The sequence below is a fragment of the Novosphingobium sp. 18050 genome, from assembly GCF_902706195.1.
Taxonomy (GTDB): domain Bacteria; phylum Pseudomonadota; class Alphaproteobacteria; order Sphingomonadales; family Sphingomonadaceae; genus Novosphingobium.
Genome location: NZ_CACSJO010000116.1, coordinates 1 through 396, shown reverse-complemented (window position 1 = coordinate 396; position 396 = coordinate 1). Strand labels below are relative to the sequence as shown.

Annotated in this window: 1 tRNA gene; it reads right to left on the bottom strand. The window is 56.8% G+C overall.

Annotated features, from left to right (window positions below):
• Positions 1-192: 192 nt before the first annotated feature.
• Positions 193-268, bottom strand: a tRNA-His gene (locus GVL61_RS24640).
• Positions 269-396 lie beyond the last annotated feature (128 nt).

Below are 396 nucleotides of genomic sequence, written 5' to 3'. Positions count from 1 at the left end.
TATCGAGGCAGTGCTTGCCGGCGATGCTTGAGTGAGTCGATATGCTCAGAGGCAGCAAAGACCCACCGAAGTCTGGCAGTGCGATCAGGCAGCCAAAGCACCAGGACAATCGTCAGCGATTCCCGCTTCGCCCCTGGCGTGCCCCTGAAACGAAACAAGGACCCGAAGGTCCTTGTTTTTACTAGCATTTCTTGGGGTGGCTGATGGGACTCGAACCCACGACGACAGGAATCACAATCCTGGACTCTACCAACTGAGCTACAGCCACCGTAGCCTCGTATTATAGCCGGATAAAAGCCCCTCCGGCCATGTTCGATGCATCAATTTTCCGTGGCGGGGGTGCCGTCACCCATGGGGCGAGCCACCTTGAACTGGACCTTGAAGCGGTCCTTGAGC